The sequence below is a fragment of the Pseudomonas anatoliensis genome (genome assembly GCF_017976235.1).
Lineage (GTDB): Bacteria > Pseudomonadota > Gammaproteobacteria > Pseudomonadales > Pseudomonadaceae > Aquipseudomonas > Aquipseudomonas anatoliensis.
Genome location: NZ_JACVHC010000009.1, coordinates 83,327 through 103,512 on the forward strand (window position 1 = coordinate 83,327; position 20,186 = coordinate 103,512).

A 20,186-nucleotide genomic window follows, 5' to 3' on the forward strand; every position below is an offset into this window, starting at 1 on the left:
CCTACAGGGGAATGTGCTTCCTGTAGGAGCTTCTTTTAGCGGTTTACAACACCAGATGCGGCAGCCACAGCGAAATAGCCGGTACGTACGTCACCAGCATCAACACCATGAACAGCACGGCATAGAACGGCAGCAGCGCTTTCACGGTGCTCTCGATGCTGACCTTGCCCACCGCCGAGCCGACAAACAGCACGGCGCCCACCGGCGGTGTTATCAATCCGATCCCGAGGTTGACCAGCATGATCATGCCGAACTGCACCGGGTCGACGCCAATGCCGAGAATCACCGGCATCAGGATTGGCGTGAGGATCAGGATCAGCGGCGCCATGTCCATCACCGTGCCGAGCAACAGCAGCATGACGTTGATGCACATCAGGATCACATAGCGGTTGTCCGACAGGGTCAGGAACAGCGTGGTGATCTTCGCCGGAATCTGCATCAGGGTCATGATGTAGCCGAAGCTCGCGGCAAAACCGATCAGGATCATCACGATCGAAATCGTCCGCACGGTGCGGTGCATCAGCTTGGGCAGTTCACTCCACTTGTAGTCGCGGTAGATGAACATGGTCACGAAGAACGACCACAGCACTGCGATGGCAGCCGATTCGGTGGCAGTGAAAATCCCTGACAGGATGCCGCCGAGGATGATCACCATCGCCATCAGACCCCACAGCGCTTCGCCGCAGATTTTCAGGGCCTGGCGCATCGGGATGACTTCGCCTTTGGGATAGTCGCGTTTACGCGCGAAAATCAGGCAGAGCACCATCAGGCACGCGCTCATCAACAGTCCGGGAACCACGCCGGCCATGAACAGCGATGCGATGGACACGGTACCGCCGGCGGCCAGCGAGTAGAGCACCGAGTTGTGGCTTGGCGGGGTCAACAGCGCTTGCACGGAACCGCTGACGGTCACCGCCGTGGAGAAATCACGCGGGTAGCCTTTGCGCTCCATTTCCGGGATCAGCACCGAGCCCACGGAAGCGGTGTCGGCTACCGACGAACCGGAAATGGCGCCGAAGAACGTCGAAGCCACGATGTTGACCAACGACAGGCCACCACGCACGAACCCGACGAGTACACCGGCAAATGCCACCAAGCGCCGGGACATGCCGCCCTCGGCCATGATCGCCCCGGCCAGCACAAAGAACGGAATCGCCAGCAGCGAGAATTTGTTCACCCCGCCCGCGACCTGAATCATCAAGGCCTGGAACGGAATGTCGATCCACCACGCGCCGATCAGTGCCGACAGCCCGAGGGCGTAGGCGACCGGCATGCCGATCAGGATCAGTGCGATAAAACTGCCCAGCAGAATCAATGCGTCCATCAGGCAGCCCCTTCGTTTTCTTCAACCAGATCGAACCGCACCACGCGGCGATTGCTCTGGTCACCCAGCAAGAGTTTTTCGATGACGAAAATCAGTGTCAGCGCGCCGCCAACCGGGATCGGCATGTAGGTAATGCCCACGCGCAACGTCGGCAGGGCGCTCATGAACTGGTTCCAGGTCGACATGCACAGCTTGGCGCCCCAGATGGTCATGAACAGGCAGATGATGCCCATCAACACCTGGGAAACAATGCTCATGGTTTTGCGCATGTTCGGGTTCAGGCGATCAGTGACCATGGCCACCGCCATGTGTGCACCCGCACGGTAACTGGCGGCGGCGCCGATGAAGGTGAACACCATCATCAGCAGAATGGCGGTGGGCTCCGGCCAGCTCGAACCGGTGCCAAGGATGTAACGGGCGAACACGCCCCAGGGGATGATCAGGGAAATGGTCAGCACCGACAGACCGGCGACCCAGATGCAGGCCATGTAGATCCGGTCATTGATGCTCAGCAGCAGATTCTTCATCGGGTTCCACCGTAACCGGGCAGGCGCTGACACCAAACGAGGTCAGCGCTGCCGGGCCTTTCATTGAGGACAGAGAGTTACTGAACGGCTTCGATGCGCTTGATCAGGTCGGCGTAAGGCGCGCCGTACTTCTCGCGGACCGAGGCGGTGGCCTCGTAGAACGGTTTTTTGTCGACGGTGATGAACTCGACGCCGGCAGCCTTGAGTTTCTCTTCACTGCTGGTGGACTTGGCGTCCCACAACGTGCGTTCCTCGGCCTGCGCGGCTTTGGCTGCTTTCTTGACCAGTACTTGTTGATCGGGAGTCAGTTTTTCCCAGGTGATTTTCGACATCACGATGGGCTCGGGCAGGATCAAGTGACCGGTCAGGCTGTAGAACTTGGCGTTCTGGAAATGGTTGTGTTCGAGCAGGGTAGGCGGGTTGTTTTCCGCCCCGTCGATCACGCCGGTTTGCAGGGCACTGAAAATCTCGCCAGTGTCCATCGCAATGCCGTTGCCGCCCATCGCATTGATGGTGTCGATGAACATCGGGTTGCCTTGCACGCGAATCTTCATACCCTTGAGGTCTTCGAGTTTGCGCACCGGTTTCTTGGTGTAGATGTTGCGCGTGCCGCCGTCCATCCAGGCCAGGGCTACCAGGCCGAATTCGGAATTGGTGATCTTGTCGAGAATCGCATCGCCGACTTCGCCGTCAATGACTGCGCGCATATGCGCCTGATCGCGGAAGATGAACGGCATGTTGAACACGTTCACATCCGGTACCACCGGACCGACGATGCCGAGACTGACGCGGGTCATCTGGATCGCGCCGACCTGCGCCTGTTCGATGACCTCTTTCTCCGAGCCGAGCACACCGCCCGGGAAATACTTGAAGGTCAGGTCGCCATTGGTTTCCTTGGTCAGGGCTTCGCCCATGCTTTTTTCAGCGACTACCGTTGGATAACCGGCGGGGTGGATGTCGGCGAATTTGATTTCCAGGGCCTGAGCGGCCCCGGCAAAGGTGAACATCAGCGGAAGTGCAGCGGCGAGCAAGGTGCGTTTGAAGTCCATGGGGGTGTCTCCAGTCTTGTTATTTTTGTGTTCAAGGCACAGCGGTGCAGCAGAGGCGGGTTAAAGCAAATCGTCGAAAAGTGGTTCCGGCAGGCCTTTGACGCCGGGGTTCAGGGCGAACATGCCGCCGGCCAGAGACTGCGGGTCGTGGTCATCGCCGGGGCGAATCGAAGCGACAAACAGGGTGTCCATTCGGGCGCCACCAAAGGCGCACATGGTCGGTTTTTTCACCGGCACCGGCAGCGAGTAATCAAGGCGACCATCGGGGGTGAAACGGTGGACGAGGCCGGCGTCGTTGGCGCAGATCCAGTAGCAACCGTCGGCATCGACCGCCGCGCCATCGGGGCGACCGCAGTGCTGATTCATGTCGACGAAGACTCGACGGTTCGACGGTGTGCCGCTGGCAGTGTCGTAATCGAACGCCCAGATCAGTTGCACGTTGGGGTGCGAATCGGACAAATACATGGTTTTGCCGTCGGGGCTGAAGCCGAGGCCGTTGGGCACGATGAAACCGTCGAGTTGCGCGTCGATCACACCAGACTCGGTGGCGCCGTAGCGATAGAGCCGACCTTCGGGCGCATTCAGCCCCATATTCAGCACCATGCTGCCCGCCCAGAAACGGCCCTGGCGGTCGCAACGACCATCGTTGAGGCGCATGTCTTCGCGGCTGTGTTCGACCGTGGCGAGCAATTCGCTGTCGAGGCTGCCGTCCGCGTTTGGGTGCAGGCGGAAAAAACCGGTTTCCATGCCCGCGACCCAGCCACCGCGGCTGTGAGGGGCGATGCAGGCGAGCATTTGCGGGGCTTTCCAGGCGTGAACATGCCCGGTGTCGGCGCTCCAGCGTTGCAGGCCGCCATTGGGAATATCCACCCAGTAGAGGGCATTCTCCTGCGGCACCCAGACCGGGCTTTCACCGACCGCGTTGCGGGCGTCGACGATCAATTCGGCTTGCATACTCATTCCCTTGGTTCTTATTGGAGGGGGATCAAGTGGACAGGTCAGTCACCAAACGGGCCGGCCGCAACGAAGGCGCCGCCCTGATAGATGCGCGCCGGGTCATCGGCGGCCGGCATCGGTTGCGCCTCGACTTTTTCGCGGAACACTTCAGAGCTGTCCTTGGCTTCGAAGCCGAGGTGACTGGCGAAGCGGTTGTCCCACCAGACGTCCTTGTTGTCGGACATGCCGTACACGATGGTGTGGCCGACGTTGGGGGTGTACAGCGAGCGTTCGAGCAGTTGCGTGAGGTCGTCGAAGCTCAGCCAGGTGTGCATCATCCGGCGATTCTGTGGTTCCGGGAACGAGGAGCCGATGCGAATGCTCACGGTCTCGATGCCGTAGCGATCGAAGTAGAAACTGGCCATGTCCTCGCCGTAGGACTTGGACAAGCCGTAGTAACCATCGGGACGGCGGGCGGAGCTGGCGTCGAGCTGCTCGTCCTGTTTGTAGAAGCCGATGACGTGGTTGGAACTGGCGAAGATCACCCGTTTCACGCCATGCAGGCGTGCGGCTTCATAGATGTGGAAGACACCGCAGATGTTGGCGCCGAGAATCTCTTCGAACGGTCGTTCGACGGACACGCCGCCGAAATGCAGGATCGCGTCCACGCCTTCGACCAGTTGATGCACGGCGTTTTTGTCGGCGAGATCGCACAGCAAGACTTCTTCGCGATCATCCACGGCCGGGGTGAGGGCGGCGATGTCGGACAAACGCAGCACATTGGCATAAGGCCGCAGACGTTCGCGCAAGACTCTGCCCAAGCCGCCGGCGGCACCGGTCAGCAGCAGGCGATTAAATGGAACGCGGGTGGTGGAGGTAGACGTCATGGCAAGCCCTTACACGTATTGTTTTTAGGGTTGTTGTAGGTTGTCGTATGACTGCGCTGAAGTATCGGTAGGGTTTCCGGATCTTGTCAACGCGACTTTTGGTGTAAATGACGGAAGGGCTGATTACCCGGTTCTCGTCTGACAATGCGATCCCTGTAGGAGTGAGCCTGCTCGCGATGGCGCAGTGTCTATCAACATTGATGTTGAATCTGCCGCCCTCATCGCTGGCAAGCCAGCTCCCACAGGTATCAAAGGCACGTACGATTCCTGTATTCACACCAACACTGTGGGAGCTGGCTTGCCAGCGATGGGGGCGGTGTAGGCAACATTTGCATTGACTGACATGACGCCATCGCGAGCAGGCTCACTCCTACAGGGGGTGGCGGTGACCCAGTGAGTTACAACAACGAAATCGGATAGCTGATAAAGAGCCGGTTCTCATCAAACTCGTTGGTGCTGAAGTCTCGGCGAATTGTCGCGTTGCGCCATTTCACATTGAGATTTTTCAGCGGCCCGCTCTGTACGGTGTAGGCCAGTTCCGACTCGCGGCCCCATTCCTTGCCGTCGCTGGTGGTAGCGGTGTGGACGTTATCGCCGCTGATGTAGCGGTTCATCATGGTCAGACCGGGAACGCCGAGAGCGACGAAATTGTAGTCATGGCGAACCTGCCAGGAGCGTTCCTTGGCGTTGTCATAACTGGCGTTGTAACTGTCGTTGGCCAGGGTGCCGCCGCTGGTGCCGTTGACGCGCATCCACGCATCGTCGCCGCCGAGTTTCTGCAGGCCGACGTAGAAGGTGTTGCCGCCGTATTTGGCCGAGAGCATGGCGAACGCGGTTTTGTTATCGAGATCGCCTGCCTGCGCGCTGCCGTCCTCCTTGCCGGTGAAGAAACCGAGGTTGGCGCCCAGCGTCCAGTCGCCGATTGGCTGGCTATGGCTGAGATTGAAGTATTGCTGCTGGTAGATGTCGGTGAGTTCGGCGTACCACACGCCGACCAGGGTGCGCTTGTCGTTGAAGGCGTATTCACCACCCCCGAAGTTGAAACGGTCGGACGTGAACGCGCCGCGGCCGTTCATCGACATGTCTTCCATGCTCGCGTCGTTGCGCGGGCTGTTGCCGCGAAACTGGCCGCCGTACAGGCTCAAGCCGTTGATCTCGGTGGACGTGATCTGGCCACCGCGGAAGGTTTGCGGCAGGGAGCGGCCATCGTCGGAACGCAGGATCGGTAGCACCGGCATCCACTCGCCGACCTTCAGTTCGGTCTTCGACACTTTGGCTTTCAATGCCACACCGAGGCGACCGAAGTTGTCTGCCGGACGCCCGTCATCGTGGATCGGCAGCAGCTGTGTACCGCCAGTGCCTTTACCGCCATCGAGCTTTTGCGAGTACAGCCCGAGCATGTCTATGCCGAAACCCACGGTGCCTTGGGTGAAGCCGGACTTGGCATCGAGAATGAAGCTCTGCGTCCACTCTTCAGCCTTGCCCTGCGCATTGTTCGGGTTGGTGAAGTTGCGGTTGAAGTAGGCATTGCGCAGGTTCAGCGTGGCTTTGCTGTCTTCGAGAAACCCTTCGGCGGCGGCGCTCATGGGTAAAGCAAAGGCGAGGCTGCTACAGCCGATCAGACTTAAGGTGAGGCGAGGGCGGGTGACGGAAAATCGGAAAGGGCGGACGGAATTGCAGACGAGTGTGCTCACTGGGTCGCTCCCTGTATCAGTTGTTGTTTTTATTATTTGTTATACGTCGTCGTACAACATGGGTGCGGATATTTCCTAGGTTTCACTGGAAAGTCAACAGGAAGTTATACGATGACTTCACGTCAGATGCCCCTGTAGGAGCTGCGGCACGCTGCGATCTTTTGATCTTGTCTATGAAATCCAAATCAAAAGATCGCAGCCTCGTTTCACTCGACAGCTCCTACAGGGCTTTCTGTTGTCCATGGAAATGTGTGTTGCGGCAACTTTTGCGGCAAACTTCATCCACCTCCCGCACAAGGCCTTTCAATGGATCAATACGCCCCGCGCAACTGGCAGCCTCACGAGAAGCCCAGTTTGCCCGGTTCCCCCTCGACGCCACTGCACTCCAATCCCAAGCGACTGGCCTATGCGCTGGTGGGTTTGCTGGTGGCGTTGACCGGCGGTTTGGGCAATTCGCTGGTGGTCGCCAATCTGATTTACCTGCAGGGCGCGCTCGGTGCGACCACGGCGGAAATGGCCTGGCTGCCGGCGGCGTATGTGATGACCAACGTGTCGATGAACCTGCTGCTGGTCAAGTTTCGTCAGCAGTTCGGTTTGCGTGCGTTCACCGAGGTGTTTTTGGTGCTGTATGCGCTGGTGACCTTCGGCCATTTATTCGTCAACGATTTGAACTCGGCAGTGGCGGTGCGTGCGGCGCACGGCATGGTCGGCGCGGCGTTGAGCTCCCTGGGCCTGTATTACATGGTTCAGGCATTTCCGGCGAAATGGCGGATGAAAGCGCTGGTGCTCGGCCTCGGCAGCTCGCAGTTGGCTTTGCCGCTGGCGCGATTGTTTTCCGAAGATTTGTTGCAGATTGCCGAATGGCGCGGGCTGTACCTGTTCGAACTGGGCATGGCACTGCTGTCGCTGGGTTGTGTCTTGCTGCTCAAGCTGCCGCCCGGAGACCGTTTCAAGACCTTTGAAAAACTCGACTTTCTCACCTTCGCGATTCTGGCCAGCGGTGTGGCGCTGCTCTGCGCGGTGCTGTCGCTGGGGCGGATCGACTGGTGGCTGGAGGCCGACTGGCTCGGCGTCGCCCTGGCCGGTTCGATCGCGTTGATCCTCACGGGCCTGGCCATCGAGCACAACCGCAGCAACCCGATGTTGATGACGCGTTGGCTCGGCAGCGGGGTGATGATTCGTCTGGCGCTGGCGGTGATCCTGATTCGCATGGTCACCTCCGAGCAATCCACCGGTGCCGTCGGCTTCATGCAATACCTCAACATGAGCAGTCAGCAGTTGTACAGCCTCTACGTGGTGATGATGATCGGCAGCGTCGCGGGATTGTTGACCAGTGCGCTGACCATCGACCCAAAACATTTGTTGATGCCGTTGATCATCTCGCTCGCATTGATGGCGACGGGCTCCGTGATGGACAGTTTTTCCAACAATCTGACCCGCCCCGAAAACCTGTATTTCAGCCAGTTTTTGCTGGCGTTCGGCAGTACGTTTTTCCTCGGCCCGACCATGGTTCTAGGCACGCGCAACGTGCTGACCAATCCGCGTAATCTGGTGAGCTTTTCCGTGTTGTTCGGGATCTGCAATAACCTTGGCGGCTTGATTGGTGCGGCGTTGCTCGGGACGTTTCAGATCGTTCGCGAGAAATTTCATTCCAGCCAGATCGTCGAGCACCTGACGCTGTCTGATCCGTTAGTGGCCGCGCGGGTGCAGAGCGGCGGCTCGGCCTACGGCTCGTTGCTGGCCGACCCGAACCTGCGCAATCTGGCCGGGATTCGCAGCCTGGCCAATGCCGCGACGAGGGAAGCCAATGTGCTGGCCTATAACGATGTGTTCATGCTCATCGCGGTGATCGCGGTGCTGACCATGATCTGGTTAACCATTCGTGCGCTGTGGCTGATGAGCACTACCAAAGCCGTCGCCGCTCCTCCCGATAAGCCTTCCGTACCTGACAGCGGTGCCATTTCTTCATGACCGAACCGACCACTACCACCACCAATGCCATTGCTGCCACGCCCGAGGGTGTGGCGCCGCCGTCATCGCCGAACACCGAACCGCGTTCGCTGCGGGTGCGGATTATCTCTTCGTTAGGCTTTGCCGCGATTGCCATCGTCGGCGTGTTGATCGTGCTGTATGCCTGGCAATTGCCACCCTTCAGCAGCGCCGTCGAAACCACCGAAAACGCCTTGGTGCGTGGGCAAGTGACGATCATCGGCCCACAGCTCGCCGGCTACGTTTATGAAGTGCCGGTGCAGGATTTCCAGTATGTGAAGGCCGGCGATTTGCTCGTGCGTCTGGATGACCGCATCTATCAGCAACGCCTCGATCAATCGCTGGCGCAACTGGCGGTGCAGAAAGCCGCGCTGGCCAACGTGGTGCAGCAACGCAACAGCGCCGAAGCGACGATCAAGTTGCGTCAGGCAGTGGTCGCCGACAGCGAGGCGCAGTTACGCAAAAGTGCGGCCGATCTGCGTCGTAACAAGGAACTGGTGAGAGACGGCTCGGTGTCAAAACGTGAGATGGACGTAGCACTGGCGGCCGACGCACAAAGTATCGCGGCCGTCGCCCAGGCCAAGGCCAATCTGGAAATCGCCCGTCAGGATCTGCAAACAGTGATCGTCAATCGCGGTTCGCTGGAGGCCGCGGTGGCCAGCGCCGACGCCGCCGTGCAACTGGCGCGGATCGATCTGTCGAACACGCGCATCGTCGCCCCGCGCGACGGCCAGCTCGGGCAGATCGGCGTGCGTCTCGGCGCGTACGTCAACTCCGGGGCGCAGTTGATGGCATTGGTGCCGAACCAGAAATGGGTGATCGCCAACATGAAGGAAACCCAGATGAACAACGTCCGGGTCGGGCAACCGGTGCACTTCACCGTCGACGGGTTGAACCACCGCAAATTTACCGGGCATGTGCAGCATATTTCCCCGGGCACCGGCTCTGAGTTTGCCTTGTTGCAGGCGGACAATGCGACAGGCAACTTCGTCAAAATCGCTCAGCGAGTGCCGGTGCGCATCACCATCGATCCCGATCAGCAGGAAGAAGAACGGTTGCGGCCGGGGATGTCGGTGGTGGTAAGTATTGATACGGCGGCGGGGGATACCCAGCCGCATTGACCAACACTCTTCGAAAACGTTGTTGTCAGGGAGCCCACATGGGCAATCACAAGATCGAGATTCGCCGCAGTAACGTCGAAAAAATCCTCCTCGCCGCGGAAAAAGTCTTCGCCGAAAAAGGCTTCGGCAGCACCGCCATGGCCGACATCGCCGCTGAGGTGCAACTGCCGCGTTCCAATCTGCATTACTACTTCAGCACCAAGAGTGAGCTGTACAGCGCGGTGCTGTTTGATCTGCTGGAAGTGTGGAAGCAGGACGCGTTGTGTTTCGAAATGTTCGATGACCCGCGGGTGGTGCTCAGCAGCTATATCCGCGCCAAGATGAACCACTCGCGCAGCCGGCCGTATGGTTCGAAAGTCTGGGCCAATGAGATTATTCATGGCGCGCCGACGTTGGGCGAGGCGCTGGATGTCAGCCTGTATGACTGGGCGAAGATGAAGGAAGCGAAGATCCGTCAGTGGGTCGAGGACAAGCGCATCTTGCCGGTAGAGCCGTCGAGCCTGCTGTACATGATCTGGGCGTCGACCCAGCATTACGCCGACTTTGATCATCAGGTGAATATCCTGAACGATCACCAGCCGCTGTCGGACATGCAGTTCGAGCGCGCGGTGCAGACGGTGACGAGTGTGATTTTGCGTGGGATCGGGTTGGAGCCCTAGCGCAAAAGATCGCAGCCTTCGGCAGCGCCTACAGAGATTGTGTAGGAGCTGCCGAAGGCTGCGATCTTTTGATCTTGAATCAGACCGCAACGTGATACGGATTCCTCGGATCATGATTCCAGTCCAGAAACGGCTTGCCCGTCTCCATCGGCACCATCTCGATGCAGTCCGCTACCGGGCAGGTTATCTGGCAAAGATTGCAGCCCACGCACTCATCATCGATCACTTCATATTTATGCGTGCCATCGGCCTCGCGAACACTGCTGATCGCCTGATGTGAAGTGTCCTCGCAAGCAATGTGGCAACGCCCGCAACCAATGCACGCCGCCTGGTCGATCTTCGCAATCACCTGATAGTTGATGTCCAGGTACTTCCAGTCCGTGGTGTTGCCCACCGCACGCCCGGAAAACTCGGCAATGCTGGCGTAACCCTGACTGTCCATCCATCGCGACAGCCCATCCTTCATCTCCTCGACAATCCGAAAGCCATGCAGCATCGCCGCCGTGCACACCTGCACCGCGCCGCTGCCCAGCGCCATGAACTCCGCGGCATCACGCCAACTGCCGATGCCGCCGATGCCGCAGATCGGCAAACCCTGGGTCAGTGGATCGCGGGCAATTTCCGCCACCATGTTCAGCGCAATCGGTTTCACCGCCGAGCCGCAGTAACCGCCGTGGGTGCTTTTGCTGCCGACGGTGGGCAGGGCGACCATGTGTTCCAGATCGACGCTGGTGATCGAGTTGATGGTGTTGATCAGCGACACCGCATCCGCGCCACCGCGATGCGCCGCGCGGGCGGCGACGCGGATGTCGGTGATGTTTGGCGTCAGCTTGACTATCACCGGTAGCGAGCAGTAAGTCTTGCACCAGCGCGTCACTTGTTCGACGTACTCGGGCACCTGACCGACCGCCGCACCCATGCCGCGCTCGGGCATGCCGTGGGGGCAGCCGAAGTTGAGTTCGATGCCGTCGGCCCCGGTGGCTTCCACCAGTGGCAGGATGTGTTTCCACGATTCCTCTTCGCACGGCACCATCAGCGATACGATCAGCGCGCGGTCCGGCCAGTCCTTTTTCACCTGGGTGATTTCGCGCAGGTTGATCTCCAGCGAGCGGTCGGTGATCAACTCGATGTTGTTGATGCCCAGCACTTCGCGGTTGTTGCCGTAGTGCGCCGAGTAACGCGACGACACGTTGACCGCCGCCGGGTCCTCACCCAAGGTTTTCCAGACCACGCCGCCCCAACCCGCCTCGAAGGCGCGGACCACGTTGTAGGCTTTGTCGGTCGGCGGCGCGGAGGCCAGCCAGAATGGGTTAGGGGCTTTGATGCCGGCGAAGACTATCGAGAGATCGGCCATTTACGCAGCCTCCACGTTAAGCATCAGTTGAGCATTGATCGCCTCGGCGGCGAGCTTGCCGTGTTGCACCGCTTGCACCGTCAGATCCTGATCGAGGCTGGTGCAGTCGCCACCGGCATACACGCCGGGAATGCTGGTGCGCAGGTTTTCATCGACCTCGATACGTTCGCCCCGACGCTTGAGTTCGCGGGCCATCGGGTCGGCGAGGGCGCTGCCGTCGAAGGACTGACCGATGGCTTTGAAGATCGCATCGGCCGCCAGTTCGAAGGTTTCCCCGGTGGTTTGCAGACGACCATCGACCAAATCCGTGCGGGCGAAACGCATGCCGCGCACGCGGCCCTGATCATCGAGCAGCACCTCTTCCGGTTGCGCCCAGGTCAGCAGGCGCACCTGATTGGCTTTGGCGATGTCTTGTTCGTGGCCGGTAGCGCCCATGTCCGCCGCACCACGGCGATACACCAGATTCACATCCCGAGCACCAAGACGCGCCATTTGCACCGCCATGTCGATTGCGGTATTGCCGGCGCCAAGGACGATGCAGCGCTCGGCCAGCGGCAGTTGCGTCAGGTCATCGGCCTGACGCAGTTCGCGGATGTAATCGGTGGCCGCGAGCACGCCGGGGGCTTCTTCGTGGGCCAGGCCAAGTTGTTTGCTGGCGTTGAGGCCGAGGCCAAGGAACACCGCGTCGAACTGTTGATGCAATTCACTGAGGGTCAGATTCTCACCGAGTTTTTGCCCATGGCGGATTTCGATGCCGCCGATTTGCAGGAGGAAATCCAGTTCCTTCTGCGCGTAATCGTCGACCAGTTTGTACTTGGCGATCCCGTATTCATTGAGCCCGCCGGCCTTTTCCCGCGCTTCGAAAATCACCACATCGTGACCGTGCATGGCGCTGCGATGGGCGCAGGACAAACCCGCCGGCCCGGCGCCAACCACCGCGATGCGCTTGCCGGTGGCCGTGGCGCGCTGGAACGGATGTTCGGTGAAGTGCGCGTTGTCCACGGCGTAGCGTTGCAACAAGCCGATCAACACTGGCGCGCATTCCTGAGCGTTGTTGCGCACGCAGGCTTGCTGGCAGAGGATTTCGGTCGGACAGACCCGTGCACAACTGCCGCCGAGGATGTTCGCCGAAAGGATTTTCTGCGCGGCACCGGGCACGTTGTCCTGATGGATGTTGCGGATGAACGAGGGAATATCGATCTCGCTCGGGCACGCATTGACGCACGGCGCGTCGTAGCAATACAGGCAACGCGATGCTTCCAGATGGGCTTGCCGAGCATTGAGCGGCGGCGCCAGATCGGTGAAATGACCGGCGAGGGCGGCCGCGCTTTCGTGCGGGTGGGGGAGATGGTTCAGGGTCTCGATCACGGTTTTTTGCCTCACGGTTTGCTGCCTCTGACGGGCATTGGTTTTTGTGGCGTTCGGGATGGCCTCATCGCTGGCAAGCCAGCTCCCACAGGGATCTATGGTGCTCACATAACCTTGTGGGAGCTGGCTTGCCAGCGATAGGCCGAAGGCCGCTTTCAGCGTTTCACAGCAACTGGCTTATGTTGCTCGGCCCGCTTGCTCAGCAAATCAAACACCGCCGGATACGCCGGCCGTTCGATGTACCGCCCGGCACCACGCTCGGCGCGCAAGTCGCCATCGGCCCAGACCACCCGGCCCTGGCTGACGGTATGGCTCGGCACACCGCGCACGGTCTTGCCTTCGAAGATGTTGAAGTCCACCTGCTGATGGTGGGTCTTGGCGGAAATGGTCCGCGTGCCTTGCGGATCCCACAGCACCAGATCGGCATCGGCGCCGACGCGAATCGCGCCTTTGCGTGGGTATAGATTGAAGATCTTCGCGGTGTTGGTGGAGGTCAGCGCGACAAAATCCTGCATCGAAAAACGCCCGGTATTCACCCCTTCATCCCACAACAGCGCCATGCGGTCTTCGATGCCTGCCGTGCCGTTGGGGATCTTGCTGAAATCGTCGCGCCCGGCGGCTTTTTGCTCGGCGCAGAAACAGCAGTGGTCAGTGGCGGTGGTGTGCAGATTGCCGTTTTGCAGACCCTGCCACAGCGCTTCCTGATGGCCGCGTGGACGAAACGGCGGACTCATCACGTAACCGGCGGCGGTCTGCCAATCCGGGTGCTGATAGACACTGTCATCCAGCAATAGATGGCCGGCCAGAACCTCGCCGTAAACCGGTTGGCCCTTGCTGCGCGCATAGGTGATTTCGTCGAGGGCTTCTTTGGTTGAGACATGCACCAGATACAGCGGCGTGCCGATTGTTTCGGCAATGCGAATGGCCCGGCTCGCGGCTTCGCCTTCAACCTGCGAAGGACGCGACAGCGGATGCGCTTCCGGCCCGGTGATGCCCTGGGCCATCAATTTGCGTTGCAGGTGATAAACCAGCTCGCCGTTTTCCGCGTGCACAGTCGGCACCGCGCCGAGTTCCAGACAGCGCTCGAAGCTCGCCACCAGCGTGTCGTCGGCGGCCATGATCGCGTTTTTGTAGGCCATGAAATGTTTGAAGCTGTTGATTCCGTGATGGCTGACGAGCTCGGCCATTTCCTCGCGTACCTGCTCGCTCCACCAGGTGATCGCGACATGGAAGCCGTAGTCCGAAGCCGATTTTTCCGCCCAGCCACGCCACTGATGAAACGCCTCCATCAACGACTGCTGCGGATTGGGAATCACGAAATCGATGATCGACGTGGTGCCGCCGGCCAGACCCGCAGCGGTGCCGCTGAAGAAGTCCTCGCTGGCCACGGTGCCCATGAACGGGAGTTGCATATGAGTGTGTGGATCGATGCCACCGGGCATCAGGTATTGACCGCTGCCGTCGAGCACTTCGGCGCTGGCGGGAACATCAAGGCTTTCACCGATGGCTTTAATCACGCCGTCAGCGCAATAGACGTCGGCGCGATAACTTTCATCATGGGTAACAACGGTGGCGCCACGGATCAACAGAGACATTCCGAGTTCCTCGCAGGCATGACCGACTTGTGCCGGTTCTAAATGTTTTATTGATGTACAGCGGTGAAGGGCGTATTCCTGTCAGCGCTGTCAGGAATAGAAACTAGTCTCAGTTTTGCAATAGATCAAGATTATTTTTTATAAGCTTATATCTGATTTAAGTAATTGAAAAATAACGATAAAAACTATAAATCACCAAAATGGTGAGCCCGCTCACCATTTTGACGCACTTGACAGGATGGAAATATGGTCAAGATTTCTTATGTGAAATCAGCCGCTTGAAGTTGAGCTGCGGTTGATCGCTCACAAACAAAAAAAGTGCAGTGCACCAGTTTGAGTCCTGTCTGTTCGGACAACTTGCCAGGCGTTTAGCCTGAGCGCCCAGACAAGCTTCCGAAGGCTCACCCAGTGAATAATTAAAATCGAGCAATATCAGAAAGTTGCAATGCGTTTAATGCACGGCCCGAGCGCTGAGCGGAACACCCGGCACGTTTATTGATGCCGCCGCTGACACCATGGCCGGTGCATGAAAGTTGTCAGTTCCTCCGGCCATCGTCCGGCTCGCGCCCCATGCGCCAGCCGCCTGATGAGCAAAAAAATAATCAGAAGAACAGTGGAGCGGCCATGCAACAGATCAGATCGCAAGTGACCGAGCGCGACGGCTTGTTTGAGCTTGAAGCCGGCAGCGACGTCCTCGACAGTCCCCGTTACAACCACGATATGGCACCGACCAAGGTGCGCGAACGAACCTGGAACAAATGGCACATCACCGCATTGTGGGTAGGCATGGCGATCTGCGTGCCGACCTACACCCTGGGCGGCGTGCTCACGGCGTATTTCGGCCTGAGCGTCGGTGAAGCGTTGTTGGCGATTCTGTTCGCCAACGTCATCGTGCTGATTCCGCTGACGCTGAATGCTTTTCCCGGCACCAAGTACGGCATTCCGTTTCCGGTATTGCTGCGCTCCTCGTTCGGCATTCTCGGTTCCAACGTACCGTGCCTGATCCGGGCGCTGGTGGCGTGCGGCTGGTTCGGCATTCAGACGATGTTTGGCGGATTGGCCATTCACCTGTTTCTCGGTTCGGTGTTCGAGGGCTGGAAATCCCTTGGCGGCACCGGCGAAGTGATTGGTTTCATGGTGTTCTGGGCACTCAACCTGTGGGTGGTGATCCGCGGTGCCGAGTCGATCAAGTGGCTGGAAACCTTGTCCGCGCCGCTGCTGGTCGCGGTCGGTATCGGCCTGCTGGTGTGGGCGATGCCCAATGTGTCGATGACCGAGCTGCTGGCGATCCCGCCGAAACGCCCTGAAGGTGCGAGCGTGGTCAGTTACTTCGCCGCCGGGCTCACCGCGATGGTCGGCTTCTGGGCCACGCTGTCGCTGAACATTCCCGACTTCAGCCGTTACGCCAAGAGCCAGAAGGATCAGATTGTCGGGCAGATCATTGGCCTGCCGCTGACCATGTTCCTGTTCGCCTCCCTCGGCGTGATCATGACGGCGGCGTCGGTGAAACTGGTCGGTGTGACCGTCTCCGATCCGGTCACCCTCATCGGCCACATCCAGAGCCCGGTATGGGTCGCGCTGGCGATGGCGTTGATCATCATCGCGACCTTGTCGACCAACACCGCTGCCAACATCGTCTCGCCAACCAACGACTTTCAGAACATCGCGCCGAAGGTCATCAACCGTACCAAAGCGGTGCTGCTGACCGGGCTGGTGGGGCTGGTGTTGATGGCCCATGAACTGTTGAAAAAACTCGGTCTGATCGTCTCCGACGTCAGCCTCGAAACCGTGTATTCGAACTGGCTGCTGGGCTACTCCAGCCTGCTCGGGCCCATCGCCGGGATCATGGTGGTGGACTATTTCCTGATCAAGAAACAACAACTGGACCTGGCCGGGTTGTACCGCGACGACGTCTATCCGGCGTGGAACTGGGCCGGGTTCGTCGCGTTTGGTGTGCCGGTGGTGCTGACCTTGCTGTCGCTGGGCAGCGATGCGTTCAGCTGGTTTTACAGCTACGGCTGGTTCACCGGATCGGCGTTGGGAGGAATCATTTATTACGGGTTGTGCGTGATGCGTGCGCAGCCTTCCGGCGTGAAATCGGCGGTGTGAGGGAGGGCCCCATCGCTGGCAAGTCGAATCGTCGCACCGCAGCTCCCACAGGTATTTGAGTGAACACCTATTTTGTGTACGACTTGATCTCTGTGGGAGCTGGCTTGCCAGCGATGGCGGTCTCACAAACACCACAGCAATATCCATAAGAAAAGCAGCCTGAGGAGATCCCCATGAACGCAGCTGTAGACGTTCTACAATCGACCCATCAGCACATCAACCGCGACCGCTTGTGGGCGTCGCTGATGGAACTGGCCAAGCTCGGCGCCACGGTCAAGGGCGGTGTCTGTCGCCTGGCCCTGACTGACCTCGACCGGCAGGCCCGCGACCTGTTTGTGCAGTGGTGCAAGGACGCCGGATGCAGCGTCACGGTCGATGAAGTCGGCAACATCTTCGCCCGTCGCCCGGGGCGCAATCCGAGCCTGCCGCCGGTGATGACCGGCAGCCATATCGACACGCAACCCACCGGCGGCAAGTTCGACGGCTGCTTCGGTGTACTCGCCGGGGTCGAAGTGTTGCGAACGCTCAACGACCTCGGCGTGGAAACCGAAGCGCCGCTGGAAGTGGTGGTCTGGACCAACGAAGAAGGCTCGCGTTTCGCGCCGTGCATGATGGGATCTGGCGTGTTCGCGGAAAAATTCACCCTCGAAGAAACCCTCGCCAAAGTCGATGCCGATGGCGTCACCGTTGGCCAAGCGCTGAATGCGATCGGCTATGCCGGACCGCGCAAAGTCAGCGGGCACAAGGTCGGCGCCTATTTCGAGGCGCACATCGAACAAGGTCCGATTCTGGAAGACGAACATAAAACCATCGGCGTGGTGCTTGGCGCGCTGGGGCAGAAGTGGTTCGACCTCAAGCTGCGCGGTGTCGAAGCCCACGCCGGCCCAACCCCGATGCACCTGCGCAAGGACGCATTGGTCGGCGCCTCGGTCATCGTCGGCGCCGTCAACCGCGCCGCCCTCGGCCATCAACCCCACGCCTGCGGCACGGTCGGTTGCCTGCAAGCCTATCCGGGGTCGCGCAACGTCATCCCCGGTGAGGTGCGCATGACGCTGGACTTCCGCCATCTGGAACCGGCGCGCCTGGACTCGATGATCGCCGAGGTGAAGCAAGTCATCGAGGCCACCTGCGAAGAACATGGCCTGACCTATGAACTGACCCCAACAGCGGATTTCCCGCCCCTGTACTTTGAAAAAGGCTGCGTCGACGCCGTGCGCAGTGCCGCCAATGGTCTGGGCTTGTCGAATATGGACATCGTCAGCGGCGCCGGCCACGACGCGATTTTCCTCGCCGAGCTGGGGCCTGCCGGGATGATCTTCGTGCCGTGCGAAGGGGGCATCAGCCACAACGAAATCGAGAATGCCGCACCGGACGATCTGGCAGCAGGGTGTGCGGTGTTGTTGCGGGCGATGCTGGCGGCTTCGGCAATGGTGGCGGGGGGACAACGCGCGGCTTGAAGATCAAAAGATCGCAGCCTGCGGCAGCTCCTACACGGGAGATACGAATCCTGTGTGGGCGCTGCCTTCGATTCTGCGCAAGGAGCTTTTGAAACTGGGTTTATCAGCATCCATAACTGATGTGCCGCCAATTTGCTCGGCGACGATCACGGCGCGCCAAACAGCATCGTCCAGTAAGTCCCCTCATCGCTGCGCGCCTCACTGGCAAACCCCGCGCCGACCTGAGTAAATATCGGGTTCATCAAGTTAGCGCAGTGCCCGGGGCTGGCCAGCCATCCCGCCATCGCCTTGCCCGGAGAACTCTGCCCGGCCGCGATATTTTCGCCGATCTGCCGACCCCGATAGCCCGCCGCCCGAGCGCGATCAGCTGGCTGGTCGCCGTCCGGATCGCGGTGGGCGAAATAGTTGCCGTAGGCCATGGCTTTACTGTGGCCTTGTGCGGCAGCGCCGAGCGCGGCATTCCAGCTCAACGGCCGCGCCGCAGCGAAACGCTGGCGCCCGCACAGTCGTGGCCGGGCGCGGGCGGCATTGACCTCGGCCAACAGGGCTTTACCGACGCTACGATTATCGCCGACACGGCTGTCGAGTACCGGTCGTGCCAAGACCACTTGCCATTCACTGAGCGCACGGCTGATGCCGATGTCGGCGTACTGAGCGTCCAGCAACGCACCGCAGTAGTCGCTTTGCAGCCTGTCGAAAGCTTCTTCGGCATCCTGCGCGCCGACAATGCGGATGCTGCGCACTGTCACCGCCGAGTAACCAGACGACTTCAACGCATCGCGCAAGCCACCGCCGTAACGATGACCGACCGGTAGTGCCAGGTTTGACTTCAAGGCCAACGGCGCCATGCGTTGCGCGGAGCGGCGATCGCAACGTTGCGGGTGGGCGCGGTAGTCATTGATGGCAGCCAGCAGTCGCTGCTCCGCACCGGCGTGGGCGGACTCGGCGAGCAGGGGGGAAAAGATCAGCAGGCACAGCGAAACGAAGCGAGACGAACGGACGGCGTGGCGCATGGGGCGAACAGCTCTGAAGAAGTACAGCGCTAGAGGTGGGTTGGCCGCAGAAAACGGCGCGACTAGGACTGGGTTTTTGCCACTTGGTTCAGCGGACCGCCCCCTTCGCGTGCAATTGCCCCGACAAACCCTGTAGGAGCTGTCGAGTGAAACGAGGCTGCGATCTTTTAAAGATCAAGATCAAAAGATCGCAGCGTGCCGCAGCTCCTACAGGATTACCGTGCGATGGAGTCAGCGATTCAACACATCCCCCATCCACTGCAAATACTCCCCCCGCTCGGAAATCGAGTTGTGCCCCGAAGCCGGCACAACCTTGAGCAGTGCAACACCTTTGGGGAAACTGTCCAGCAGTCGCTCGGTGCTGGCGCGGGGAATCACCTCGTCATCACTTGCCGCCAGCAACAACGTCGGCACGCGGATATGCGCGGCGTACTTGCCTGACTCGAAGCGATCCTTGAGCAGCCACTTCACCGGCACCCATGGATATTGCCGCGTGGCGATTTCTTCGAGGCTGTTGTAGGGCGTGACCAGAATCAACTGCTGCACCGGACGTTGACTGGCCAGGCGAACGGCGACACCCGAGCCCAGACTGCGTCCAACCACAGCAATCTGCGCATGGCTGGCATACACCTGATCGAACAGTGCCAAGGCATCTTCGGCAATCGCCTCTTCGGATGGCGAACCACCGCTGCCGGCGAAGCCTCGGTAATTGAGCAGGTACAACGCGTACTCGGGAAATGCTTCAGCGAACTCCGGCAAGTTGCGCGACACGTCCTCGGCATTGCCGCCGAAATAGATCAACGCACGCGGGCCGACGCGTTCGCGGGTGGTGACCCAGATATCCGCGTCCGGCATCGACAGTTTCAGCCGCGAATCCAGCGAATCGACGGCGCCGTGCTGCGGGAAATAGATCAGCGAGCGCTGAAAAACGAACAGCGCCGCGCACAGCACCAGGTACGCGGCGACAATCAATGCGACGAGTGACATCAGGGTTCGGGACATTCGGCTACTTTTAACGGGGTGGGCAGGTTCGCTGTCGCAGTGTAGTCCAGCGCTGGCAGGCGGCAGCCTGCGCACACAACGTGCAACAGATCCACGCAGCAG

At 59.9% G+C, this 20,186-nt stretch carries 16 protein-coding genes; 5 read left to right on the forward strand and 11 right to left on the reverse strand.

The window, feature by feature from the left end; all coding sequences use genetic code 11:
• Positions 1 to 43: 43 nt before the first annotated feature.
• The 6 genes from ICA16_RS25665 to ICA16_RS25690 all read right to left on the reverse strand — a co-directional run bounded on the left by ICA16_RS25665 (position 44) and on the right by ICA16_RS25690 (position 6,417).
• Complete coding sequence (locus ICA16_RS25665; RefSeq protein WP_150604594.1) at positions 44 to 1,324, reverse strand: TRAP transporter large permease; 1,281 nt, start codon at positions 1,322 to 1,324, stop codon at positions 44 to 46.
• Positions 1,324 to 1,851 (reverse strand): TRAP transporter small permease, encoded by a 528-nt coding sequence (locus ICA16_RS25670; RefSeq protein WP_210701915.1) that lies wholly within the window; start codon positions 1,849 to 1,851, stop codon positions 1,324 to 1,326. Before ICA16_RS25670 ends, ICA16_RS25665 begins: the two co-directional genes overlap by 1 nt.
• A gap of 77 nt (positions 1,852 to 1,928) precedes the next feature.
• Positions 1,929 to 2,900 (reverse strand): TRAP transporter substrate-binding protein, encoded by a 972-nt coding sequence (locus ICA16_RS25675; RefSeq protein WP_150616433.1) that lies wholly within the window; start codon positions 2,898 to 2,900, stop codon positions 1,929 to 1,931.
• Positions 2,901 to 2,960: 60 nt separating this feature from the next.
• Positions 2,961 to 3,854, reverse strand: coding sequence for an SMP-30/gluconolactonase/LRE family protein (locus ICA16_RS25680; RefSeq protein ID WP_210702028.1), 894 nt, complete (start codon positions 3,852 to 3,854; stop codon positions 2,961 to 2,963).
• Positions 3,855 to 3,898: 44 nt separating this feature from the next.
• Positions 3,899 to 4,723, reverse strand: coding sequence for an NAD-dependent epimerase/dehydratase family protein (locus tag ICA16_RS25685; RefSeq protein WP_210701916.1), 825 nt, complete (start codon positions 4,721 to 4,723; stop codon positions 3,899 to 3,901).
• A gap of 398 nt (positions 4,724 to 5,121) precedes the next feature.
• Positions 5,122 to 6,417, reverse strand: a complete 1,296-nt coding sequence (locus ICA16_RS25690; RefSeq protein WP_210701917.1) for an OprD family porin — start codon at positions 6,415 to 6,417, stop codon at positions 5,122 to 5,124.
• Positions 6,418 to 6,723: 306 nt separating this feature from the next.
• Between ICA16_RS25690 and ICA16_RS25695 the strand changes: the two genes are divergently transcribed.
• From ICA16_RS25695 to ICA16_RS25705, 3 genes are read left to right on the forward strand one after another with little or no spacing between them, the layout of a single operon-like run.
• On the forward strand, positions 6,724 to 8,388 hold the full coding sequence (locus ICA16_RS25695) for an MFS transporter (RefSeq protein ID WP_210701918.1): 1,665 nt from the start codon (positions 6,724 to 6,726) through the stop codon (positions 8,386 to 8,388).
• Positions 8,385 to 9,527, forward strand: a complete 1,143-nt coding sequence (locus tag ICA16_RS25700; protein WP_150604600.1) for an HlyD family secretion protein — start codon at positions 8,385 to 8,387, stop codon at positions 9,525 to 9,527. The genes ICA16_RS25695 and ICA16_RS25700 overlap by 4 nt, the downstream gene beginning before the upstream one ends.
• A gap of 38 nt (positions 9,528 to 9,565) precedes the next feature.
• Positions 9,566 to 10,186, forward strand: a complete 621-nt coding sequence (locus ICA16_RS25705) for a TetR/AcrR family transcriptional regulator (RefSeq protein ID WP_095190174.1) — start codon at positions 9,566 to 9,568, stop codon at positions 10,184 to 10,186.
• Positions 10,187 to 10,265: 79 nt separating this feature from the next.
• On the opposite strand, the gene preA is transcribed toward ICA16_RS25705, so the two are convergent.
• The 3 genes from preA to hydA all read right to left on the reverse strand — a co-directional run bounded on the left by preA (position 10,266) and on the right by hydA (position 14,503).
• A complete protein-coding gene (preA, locus tag ICA16_RS25710) occupies positions 10,266 to 11,540 on the reverse strand; it encodes an NAD-dependent dihydropyrimidine dehydrogenase subunit PreA (RefSeq protein WP_210701919.1) in 1,275 nt (424 codons plus the stop codon).
• Positions 11,541 to 12,908, reverse strand: coding sequence for an NAD(P)-dependent oxidoreductase (locus ICA16_RS25715; protein ID WP_210701920.1), 1,368 nt, complete (start codon positions 12,906 to 12,908; stop codon positions 11,541 to 11,543).
• A 155-nt stretch (positions 12,909 to 13,063) separates the two neighbouring features.
• On the reverse strand, positions 13,064 to 14,503 hold the full coding sequence (gene hydA, locus ICA16_RS25720; protein WP_210701921.1) for a dihydropyrimidinase: 1,440 nt from the start codon (positions 14,501 to 14,503) through the stop codon (positions 13,064 to 13,066).
• 624 nt (positions 14,504 to 15,127) lie between these two features.
• Here hydA and ICA16_RS25725 point away from each other — a divergent pair.
• Both ICA16_RS25725 and ICA16_RS25730 read left to right on the forward strand, forming a co-directional pair.
• Positions 15,128 to 16,612 (forward strand): NCS1 family nucleobase:cation symporter-1, encoded by a 1,485-nt coding sequence (locus tag ICA16_RS25725; RefSeq protein ID WP_210701922.1) that lies wholly within the window; start codon positions 15,128 to 15,130, stop codon positions 16,610 to 16,612.
• Positions 16,613 to 16,785: 173 nt separating this feature from the next.
• A complete protein-coding gene (locus tag ICA16_RS25730; protein ID WP_210701923.1) occupies positions 16,786 to 18,069 on the forward strand; it encodes a Zn-dependent hydrolase in 1,284 nt (427 codons plus the stop codon).
• A 146-nt stretch (positions 18,070 to 18,215) separates the two neighbouring features.
• On the opposite strand, the gene ICA16_RS25735 is transcribed toward ICA16_RS25730, so the two are convergent.
• Positions 18,216 to 19,082: a CAP domain-containing protein gene (locus ICA16_RS25735; RefSeq protein ID WP_210555127.1), complete on the reverse strand. Its 867-nt coding sequence runs from the start codon at positions 19,080 to 19,082 to the stop codon at positions 18,216 to 18,218.
• A 231-nt stretch (positions 19,083 to 19,313) separates the two neighbouring features.
• The gene (locus ICA16_RS25740; RefSeq protein WP_210701924.1) at positions 19,314 to 20,084 is read right to left on the reverse strand and encodes an alpha/beta hydrolase; all 771 of its coding nucleotides are present in this window, start codon (positions 20,082 to 20,084) and stop codon (positions 19,314 to 19,316) included.
• Between the last annotated feature and the right edge of the window lie 102 nt (positions 20,085 to 20,186).

Coding starts and splice junctions, on each gene's coding strand:
- ICA16_RS25665 (WP_150604594.1), bottom strand. CDS start 1,324: ATGGACGCATTGATTCTGCTGGGCAGTTTTATCGCACTGATCCTGATC.
- ICA16_RS25670 (WP_210701915.1), bottom strand. CDS start 1,851: ATGAAGAATCTGCTGCTGAGCATCAATGACCGGATCTACATGGCCTGC.
- ICA16_RS25675 (WP_150616433.1), bottom strand. CDS start 2,900: ATGGACTTCAAACGCACCTTGCTCGCCGCTGCACTTCCGCTGATGTTC.
- ICA16_RS25680 (WP_210702028.1), bottom strand. CDS start 3,854: ATGCAAGCCGAATTGATCGTCGACGCCCGCAACGCGGTCGGTGAAAGC.
- ICA16_RS25685 (WP_210701916.1), bottom strand. CDS start 4,723: ATGACGTCTACCTCCACCACCCGCGTTCCATTTAATCGCCTGCTGCTG.
- ICA16_RS25695 (WP_210701918.1), top strand. CDS start 6,724: ATGGATCAATACGCCCCGCGCAACTGGCAGCCTCACGAGAAGCCCAGT.
- ICA16_RS25700 (WP_150604600.1), top strand. CDS start 8,385: ATGACCGAACCGACCACTACCACCACCAATGCCATTGCTGCCACGCCC.
- ICA16_RS25705 (WP_095190174.1), top strand. CDS start 9,566: ATGGGCAATCACAAGATCGAGATTCGCCGCAGTAACGTCGAAAAAATC.
- preA (WP_210701919.1), bottom strand. CDS start 11,540: ATGGCCGATCTCTCGATAGTCTTCGCCGGCATCAAAGCCCCTAACCCA.
- hydA (WP_210701921.1), bottom strand. CDS start 14,503: ATGTCTCTGTTGATCCGTGGCGCCACCGTTGTTACCCATGATGAAAGT.
- ICA16_RS25725 (WP_210701922.1), top strand. CDS start 15,128: ATGCAACAGATCAGATCGCAAGTGACCGAGCGCGACGGCTTGTTTGAG.
- ICA16_RS25730 (WP_210701923.1), top strand. CDS start 16,786: ATGAACGCAGCTGTAGACGTTCTACAATCGACCCATCAGCACATCAAC.
- ICA16_RS25735 (WP_210555127.1), bottom strand. CDS start 19,082: ATGCGCCACGCCGTCCGTTCGTCTCGCTTCGTTTCGCTGTGCCTGCTG.
- ICA16_RS25740 (WP_210701924.1), bottom strand. CDS start 20,084: ATGTCCCGAACCCTGATGTCACTCGTCGCATTGATTGTCGCCGCGTAC.